Raw genomic sequence first — 7,815 nt, forward strand, 5'->3', positions numbered from 1 at the left:
GCCTCCCTCAGCGTCGGGCTGCCAAGGCCGCGGCGGGGACCGGGCGCCGCGACAGCAGGTGCTGCAAAGCCTGGCGGGCGCGGTGCAGCCGGCTGGTCACCGTGCCGATCGGCACGTCGAGGGCCTCCGCCGCCGCCGTGTAGCTCAGGCCGCCGGCGGAGATTGCCAGCAGCACGCTGCGCTGCTCCTCCGGCAGCTGGTCGATCGCCCGCTGCACCGCCGCCAGCATCAGCGTCGCCTCGACTTCGGCCTCGGCGTCGCCTCCCAGCAGCGTGTCGGGATCGACCGGATCCGCCATCTCGCCGCGGCGGCGCCCGGCCCGGATCCGGTCGAGATGCAGGTTGTAGGCGATCCGGAAGATCCAGCCCTGCAGGGTGGCGGCCGCGGCGGCCTGATGCGCCCGCTCCAGGGCCCGTTCGCAGGTGGCCTGCAGCAGGTCGTCGCCCTCGGACGCGGTGCCGGCGAGCGCGCGGGTGAAGGCGCGCAGCCGCGGCAGCGACGCCAGCAGCGCTCCCCTGACATGATCCGCCGGATCGGACATCCCACCACCCTGCTGTTGCGGATCATCGGCCCGCGCCGATGCATTAACGCGCGATACGACGCCTCGGCGCGTCCCGGATGCGAAAATTTTTGCGCGATTCCCTGGAATGACCGCGGCGTCCCGGACGTCACAGCTATGACACGGGCCGCCGCGGCCCGCTTCGGCACCACTGTTCTGGAGTTCCTCATGCTTGTCCGTTCGATCGCGACGCTGCCCATCGTGGCGGCTTTCGGACTGCTCTACGCCACCACGGCGAGCGCAGCCGCCTGGGGGGATCTCAAGGACGTCTCCAAGCCGCAGTTCATGACCGTCAAGGACAATGGCGGCGGACATGGCGGCGGTAACGGTGGTGGAAATGGCGGCGGCAACGGGGGTGGAAACGGCGGCGGCAATGGGGGCGGCAACGGCGGTGGAAATGGCGGGGGCAACGGCGGCGGTAACGGCGGCGGTAACGGGGGCGGCAACAGCGGCAATGCCGGCGGGAAGGCCAGCGGCACCGGCAGTGGCGCCGGCAGCGCCACCGGCAGCTCCGCGGATGACGACAGCCCGGGCAACAGCGGCAAGCTCAGGAGCACCCGCCACGGGACCGGCGTCGCCAGCACCACGGATCCGGCGGACGCTCCCGGCAACAGCGGCAAGGCCAGGAGCAGGAGGCCCGACAAGGTCGACACCATCTCGCTCGACGACGACACCACCGCTGCGCTGATCGGCTCCGGCTGGTCGCCGACCGTCGGCAACGGGCCGTTCCGCAATCACGGCGCGCGTGTCTCCACCATGGTCAGCCTGGCCAAGGAGCTGGGCTACGGCGCGAATGTCGGCGCCATGCAGGCCAATTTCGGCACGCCGCAGGAAACCGGCATCCGCGCCCTGCAGGAGCGGATCGCCACGCTGAAGGCCGATCCGACCACGGATCCGGCCCTGATCGACGCGCTGGAGGCGGAGCTGGCCGACCGGATCCAGACGGTCAAGCCGGGCACCGGGCCGACCGGCGCCTGGGAGACGACCAATCTGGACGTCGACGGCAACGGCGTGGTCGACGACCATGACCTGGCCCTGGCCCGCGAAGGCTTCCGGCCGTTCGATTGAGGGCAGCGTCCGGCGGCCCCTGGTCCTGGGGCCGCCGGCGATCCGGCAGGTTTTCAGCAGCGCGTTCAATGGGTCAGGATGTCGAGGATGATGCCGGTGGCGATGGCCACCAGCACCACCTCGGACCCGACCATGTAGTAGTCGTAGCCGTCATGGCGGGGCAGGCGCGCCAGAAGATCCGGCGGCAGGCTCCGCTTGGCGATACCCGGCGGCAGCGGCTTGCCCCGCGCCAGGTTGCGCGCGATGCCGGGCGGCAGCGCCTCGCCGCGCGGCCAGCCACCGTAATAGTCGACGATCACGTCGCGGTCCCGCGGCTGGAACAGCACCGCCGGCGCGCCGGCATTGCCCTGGCGATGGGGCTTTCCCTGGCCCGGGTTGCCGGGCACGACCTGCTTCTTGCCGTGTCCCTGTCCTTGCCCCTGGCCGTGGCCATGGGGTGCCGCCATCGCGGCGGGGCTGGCCGCCAGCAGGCCGATCGCGGCCGCGAGCAGCACGGTCCGGGCCGCGCCGGCCCGGGGCTTTCCTGGCGTCACCTGTGTCATCCTCACGCGCCGCCGATCAGTCGAACCGCAGCGGGATGTTGATGGTGACGCCTGGGGCCGGGGCGTAATAGTAGGGCGGCGGCTCGACATAGACCGGCGCCGGCCGGCGATAGTAGTAGGGCCGCCCGTAATAGCCGTAATACGGCCGCTCATAGACCACGACCGGCGGCCGCGGCCGCGCATAGTAGTAGCCGTAGCCGTGGTGGGGCCGGGCCCAGGGCGGGCCGCCGTGATGCCAGGGCTTGTGATGGGCCATGGCCGGCCCGGCGGTGGCCAGCACCGCCAGGGCGGCCAGCGCGGGCATGAGGACGTGTCGTCTCAAGCTCATCTCGATCGATCCCCTTTCCGGGCGTCCGGACAGACGCCCCTCAGACCAGGGACGATCGAGCCCCGCGGTTTAATCCAGCATTCGTTCGGCGGGGCTGGATGATGGCAATCCAGGCCTCGAACGAAAACCCCCTCACCCGGAAACGAGGCCCCTTCAGAACTCCAAACACCGTCATTGCGAGCGCAGCGAAGCAATCCAGGGCCGGTGCGCACCGGCCCCTGGATTGCTTCGTCGGCTTCGCCTCCTCGCAATGACGCGGGGGATGGGAATTTCGAAAGGTCTCGCAGGCGGGAGAGGCAGCAATTCCGTACCATCCTTGATCGGGATGGCCCGGTTCAGCCTGAATTGCTCCCGCCCCGTCCGCCGGCCTCCGCCTGCCGCAGGGCGGCGTCGAGGTCGGCGATCAGGTCGGCCTCGTCCTCCAGCCCGACATTCAGCCGCACCAGCCGGCCGGCATAGTCGGTGCCCAGCCGCGGGATGCTGCGATAGGCCATCACCAGGCTGGTGGCGCCGCCCCAGCTGTAGCCAAGCCTGAACAGGCGCAGCGCCTCGACGAAGCGGGTGACCCAGGCCTCGTCGCGCTCCGGTCCGAACACGATCGAGAACACGCTGGACGAGCCCCTGAAGTCGCGGCGCCAGGTCTCGTGGCCGGGGCAGGAGGGCAGGGCCGGGTGCAGCACCGCCTCGACCTCCGGCCGGCCGGCCAGCCAGGCGGCGACCGCCAGCGTGGTGCGTTCCAGCCGGTCGAGCCGGACGCCCAGCGTCTGCAGCCCGCGCAGCGCCAGGCTGCAATCGTCCGGCGACACCGCCATGCCGAGCAGCCGGTGCGCGTCGCCGATCGCCTGCCGGTGCGCGTCGTCGGCGACCGGAGACGGTGCCAGCAGCAGGTCGCTGTGGCCGCCGACATATTTGGTCAGCGCCTGGACGCTGATATCCGCGCCACGGGCGAAGGCGTCGAACAGGATGCCGGCGGCATAGGTATTGTCGATGGCGACGCTGACGCCGTGCCGGTGCGCCGCCGCGGCCAGGGCCGGCACGTCCTGCACCTCCATCGTGATCGACCCCGGGCTCTCGCACCACAGCAGCGCCGTGGACGGCCGGATCAGCGCCTCGACCTCAGCCCCGGCGAGGGCGGGGTAGGTCTCGACCTCCACCCCCAGCTTGGCCAGGAGGCCCAGGGCGAATTCCCGGGTCGGGCCATAGGCGCTGTCCGGCACCAGCACATGCGACCCGGCGCGACACATGGCCAGGAACACCAGCGCGATGGCGGCCTGGCCGCCCGGCACCATGAAGCTGTGGCGCGCGCCCTCCAGCTCGGCGATGCGCCGGGCCAGCTCGATCGTCGTCGGCGTGCCGTACAGGCCGTAGGTGTAGCCGCCGTCGAGCGACCAGTCGTCACGTGCATCGGCCAGCCGGTCGAACACCACGGTCGAGCCGCGGAACACCGGCGTCGCCAGCGATCTGAAGCCCTCCGGCGCCTTCGCCTCGGAATGGATCAGCCGGCTTCTCCAGCCCAGCGGCGGGCGCTCGTCGGTCATCGGCAATCCTCCGCAGGGGCAATGTCAGGCGGCGAAGTCCGGTTCCTGGCGCATCAACCGGCGCTTGACGCTCTCCAGATGCAGCCGGGCGCTCTCGGCGTCGCCTTCGCGCATCTGCTCATAGGTCCGGCGGGCGATCTCGGCCGGCACCGGGGTAAGCCTGCGGCCGGTGCTCAGCGCCTTGACCTGCACCTCGGCCGCGCGCTCGAGGTAGTACAGGTCGTCCCACGCCTCGGCGATGGTTGGGCCGCACACCATCACGCCGTGGTTGCGCAGGAAGACGATGTCGGCGTCACCCAGGGTGGCGGCGATGCGGTCGCCCTCGGCCTCGTCCAGCGCCAGGCCGTTATAGGCGTCGTCCACCGCGGTGCGGCCGTAGAATTTCAGCGCCGTCTGCCCGGCCCAGGCCAGCGGCTGGCCCTCGACCATGCTCAGCGCCGTGGCATAGGGCATGTGGGTGTGGAAGGCGGCACGGGCGCGCGGCACCAGCTTGTGCAGCCGGGCATGGATGTAGAAAGCCGTCGCCTCCGGCCTGCCGTCGCCGTCGATCACGTTGCCGTGGAAGTCGCAGACCAGCAGGCTGGAGGCCGTGACCTCGGCGAAGGCCAGGCCGTAGGGATTGACCAGGAACAGGTCGTCGCGCCCCGGCACCAGGGCCGAGAAATGGTTGCAGATGCCTTCCTCCAGCCCCAGCCGCGCGGCCATGCGGAAGCAGGCGGCCAGGTCGATCCGGGCCTGGCGCAGCGCCGCCCAGTCGATCTCGCCGATATTGGACAGCCGGGACGGGTCGGCGGCATGCAGCTCATGGGCCATGGCGGGGTCTCCTCTCGGCGCTCGGGTCTTTCAAAGCCAGTTGGCATCCTTGAACAGCCCCGGCAGCCCGTCCAGGGCCGGGAGCACCGCGGCAGGCGCATAGCCGTCCAGCGGCCGGCGGCCGGTGCCGCGATCGATCCAGACGTCGCGCAGGCCGATCTCCCGCGTCGCCACCAGGTCGAGATGCGGGCTGGCGCAGACATGCACCACCTCGTCCTTGCCCACGCCCAGCATCCGATGCGCATGCTCGAAGATCCGGCGCGACGGCTTGTAGGCGCCGGCCTGCTGGGCCGTCACCACCCGGTCGATATGGCCGCCGAGCTGGGCGACGTTGCCGGCGATGACGTCGTCATCGGTGTTGGAGATGATGCACAGGCGGAAGCCGGCGGCCTTCAGCGCCGCCAGCGCCGGCACCACCTCGGGGAAGGGCGGCATCCGGCCGATCGCGCCGGTCAGCACATCGGCGTCGCGCTCGCCCGAGGCGACGTCCAGCTCTCCCATCGCCAGCCGCAACGCGGTGCCGGCGATGTCGCGGAAGCGGCGATGCGGCTCCGCCTGCTCGATCGCGTGCTCGTGCCGGTCATAGGTCTCGACCAGCCGGTCGGGATCGATCGCCACGCCCCGCCCGGCCAGGAGGATTCGGACGGCGTCGCGCAGCCCTTCGTCCCACTGGATCAGAGTGCCGTAGCAGTCGAAGGTGACCCAGGCGGGGCGCGGTCCGGACAGCATGACGGGGTTCTCCACTGGTGCGGGTCACGGTATCGCGCAGATGCGGCTTATTGGGAAACGAGATTATCGACTGGATCTTATCGGAAGCGTAAATATCGATCCCATGTTCGACCTCGACCTCCTCCGCACCTTCGTTGCCGTCGCCGATGCCGGCGGCTTCACCCGCGCGGCGGAGCGGGTGCATCGCAGCCAGTCCACCGTCAGCCAGCAGATCCGCCGGCTGGAGCAGGATCTCGGCCATCGGCTGCTGGACCGCGACCGCACCGGCGGCGCCGCGGTGCTGACCGAGGAGGGCGAGCTCCTGATCGGCTATGCCAGGCGGCTGCTGGGGATCTCGGCGGAGGCGCGGGAGGCGCTGGCGGGTCCCGGCCGGGCCGCGGTGGTGCGCCTCGGCGTGCCGGAGGATTTCGCCGGCCGGAGGCTGACCGACCTGCTGTCCGGCTTCGCCCGGCGGAGCCCGCGCATCCGCCTCGACACCACCAGCGCCTGGAGCGCCGAGCTGCGTCGCCTGCTGGCGGCGGGGGAGCTGGACCTGGCGCTGGTCAAGCGCGATGTCGGCGACGGGCGGTGCCTGGCGCGGTGGTCGGAGCGGCTGGTCTGGGTCGCGGGCCGGGAGGCCGATATCAACACCGACCCGCTGCCGCTGGCGTTGTTCCCGCCGGGCTGCATCTACCGCGACCGGGCGATCGCCGGGATGGAGGCGCTGGGCCGCCGCTGGCGGCTGGCCTATTCCAGTCAGGGGCTGATCGGCGTGCAGGCGGCGGTGGCGTCGGGCCTCGGCGTCAGCATCCTGGCCGAAGACGCAGTGCTGCCGGACCATCGCCGGCTGGGCGCGTCGGACGGCTTCCCCGACCCGGCGGAATCGGAACTGGCGCTGCTGGGGAAGCCCGGCCGGCCGGACCGGGCGGCGGGCGAGTTGGCGGAGTATCTGGTCGGCGCCCTCGGCGCGGACTGACCGGCGCAACCGCGATCAAACGGGCGGCCGCGGCCCTGGGCACAGTGCCGCCGAAGGCTCAAGGGAGACGGGGATGGGGGCGGTCGAGCGGGCGGTCTGGTTCATCGAGAACCGGTTCGGGTCGGAGGTCACGCTTGACGCGATCGCCGAGGCCGCCGGCGTGTCCCGGTTCCATCTGTGTCGCCTGTTCGGCGTCGCCACCGGCCGGTCGGTGATGCGCTATGTCCGCGGCCGCCGCCTGACCGAGGCGGCGCGGGTGCTGGCGGCCGGCGCCTCCGACATCCTGGCGGTGGCGCTCGACGCCGGCTACGGCTCCCACGAGGCCTTCACCCGCGCCTTCCGCGACCAGTTCGGCCTGACGCCCGAGCTGGTGCGCGGCCAGGGCCGTGTCGACAACCTCGCGCTGGTGGAACCGATCCGCATGGACGAATCCCTGATCATCGACCTCGAACCGCCGCGCTTCGAGGCCGGCAAGACGCTGCTCGTCGCGGGCCTGGGCGACCGCTACACCTTCGAGACCAATGAGGGCATCCCGGCGCTGTGGCAGCGCTTCGGGCCGCAGATCGGCCATGTGCCGAACCAGGTCGGCGACGCCGCCTATGGCGTCTGCTGCAACACCGACGACGCCGGCAATTTCGACTATGTCGCGGGGGTCGAGGTCGCCAGCTTCGACGACCAGCCGGCGGAGCTGACCCGGGTGCGGATCCCGGCTCGGCGCTATGTCGCGTTCTCGCACCGCGCCCACATCTCCCGCATCCGGGCGACGCATTACACGATCTGGACGAAATGGCTGCCGGACTCCGGCCACGCCTTCGCCGACGCGCCGAGCTTCGAGCGCTACAGCGCGGATTTCGACCCCTGGGCCGGCACCGGCCTGGTCGAGATCTGGATGCCGCTCAGGAGCTGACGCGGGCGGCTCGGGCCGGGGCCGCTGGCGCCAGCCGGTCGCACTGCATCAGCAGCCGCACCAGCTCGGCCTGGCGGCGGGTGCCGGTCTTCTCGAAGATCCGGGTCAGATGGGTCCGCGCCGTGGTCGGGGCGATCGCCAGCCGGTCGGCCACCGCCTGCAGCCCGTCGCCGCGGCTGATCTCGGCGGCGAACACGGCCTCGGCCGCGGTCAGGCCGAACAGCTCCTGCAGCAGGGCCGGGGAGGGCGTGCCGGCGGTGCCGGGATCCATGACGAACAAGGCCACCCAGCTGCGGGCGGCATCGCCGCCGCGGACCGGGATCACCGTCACCAGCAGGGGCGGGGCTCCGGACGGGCGCGACAGCCGCAGCCGGGT

Annotated in this window: 10 protein-coding genes; 3 read left to right on the top strand and 7 right to left on the bottom strand. The window is 71.6% G+C overall.

The window, feature by feature from the left end:
- Positions 1-7: 7 nt before the first annotated feature.
- Positions 8-541, bottom strand: coding sequence for an RNA polymerase sigma factor (locus P409_RS39025; protein WP_034842425.1), 534 nt, complete (start codon positions 539-541; stop codon positions 8-10).
- Here P409_RS39025 and P409_RS39030 point away from each other — a divergent pair.
- Positions 521-1,627: a hypothetical protein gene (locus P409_RS39030; RefSeq protein WP_161790431.1), complete on the top strand. Its 1,107-nt coding sequence runs from the start codon at positions 521-523 to the stop codon at positions 1,625-1,627. The genes P409_RS39025 and P409_RS39030 overlap by 21 nt on opposite strands.
- A gap of 65 nt (positions 1,628-1,692) precedes the next feature.
- On the opposite strand, the gene P409_RS20110 is transcribed toward P409_RS39030, so the two are convergent.
- The 5 genes from P409_RS20110 to P409_RS20130 form a co-directional block, all read right to left on the bottom strand.
- A complete protein-coding gene (locus P409_RS20110; RefSeq protein ID WP_202964740.1) occupies positions 1,693-2,160 on the bottom strand; it encodes an anti-virulence regulator CigR family protein in 468 nt (155 codons plus the stop codon).
- A 25-nt stretch (positions 2,161-2,185) separates the two neighbouring features.
- A complete protein-coding gene (locus tag P409_RS20115; protein ID WP_052121004.1) occupies positions 2,186-2,473 on the bottom strand; it encodes a hypothetical protein in 288 nt (95 codons plus the stop codon).
- Between the two features lie 359 nt (positions 2,474-2,832).
- A complete protein-coding gene (locus tag P409_RS20120) occupies positions 2,833-4,035 on the bottom strand; it encodes a cystathionine beta-lyase (RefSeq protein ID WP_202964741.1) in 1,203 nt (400 codons plus the stop codon).
- A gap of 24 nt (positions 4,036-4,059) precedes the next feature.
- Complete coding sequence (locus P409_RS20125; RefSeq protein WP_034842437.1) at positions 4,060-4,848, bottom strand: aldolase; 789 nt, start codon at positions 4,846-4,848, stop codon at positions 4,060-4,062.
- 30 nt (positions 4,849-4,878) lie between these two features.
- A complete protein-coding gene (locus P409_RS20130) occupies positions 4,879-5,577 on the bottom strand; it encodes a haloacid dehalogenase type II (RefSeq protein ID WP_034842439.1) in 699 nt (232 codons plus the stop codon).
- Positions 5,578-5,680: 103 nt separating this feature from the next.
- Here P409_RS20130 and P409_RS20135 point away from each other — a divergent pair, with 103 nt between their 5' ends.
- Positions 5,681-6,532, top strand: coding sequence for a LysR substrate-binding domain-containing protein (locus P409_RS20135; protein ID WP_034842441.1), 852 nt, complete (start codon positions 5,681-5,683; stop codon positions 6,530-6,532).
- Positions 6,533-6,605: 73 nt separating this feature from the next.
- Complete coding sequence (locus P409_RS20140; protein WP_034842444.1) at positions 6,606-7,439, top strand: AraC family transcriptional regulator; 834 nt, start codon at positions 6,606-6,608, stop codon at positions 7,437-7,439.
- On the opposite strand, the gene P409_RS20145 is transcribed toward P409_RS20140, so the two are convergent.
- Positions 7,429-7,815: helix-turn-helix transcriptional regulator (locus P409_RS20145; RefSeq protein ID WP_161790432.1), on the bottom strand; the 387-nt coding region annotated here is incomplete at its 5' end. The genes P409_RS20140 and P409_RS20145 overlap by 11 nt on opposite strands.

The organism is Inquilinus limosus MP06 (assembly GCF_000767795.1).
Classification (GTDB): Bacteria; Pseudomonadota; Alphaproteobacteria; order DSM-16000; family Inquilinaceae; genus Inquilinus; species Inquilinus limosus_E.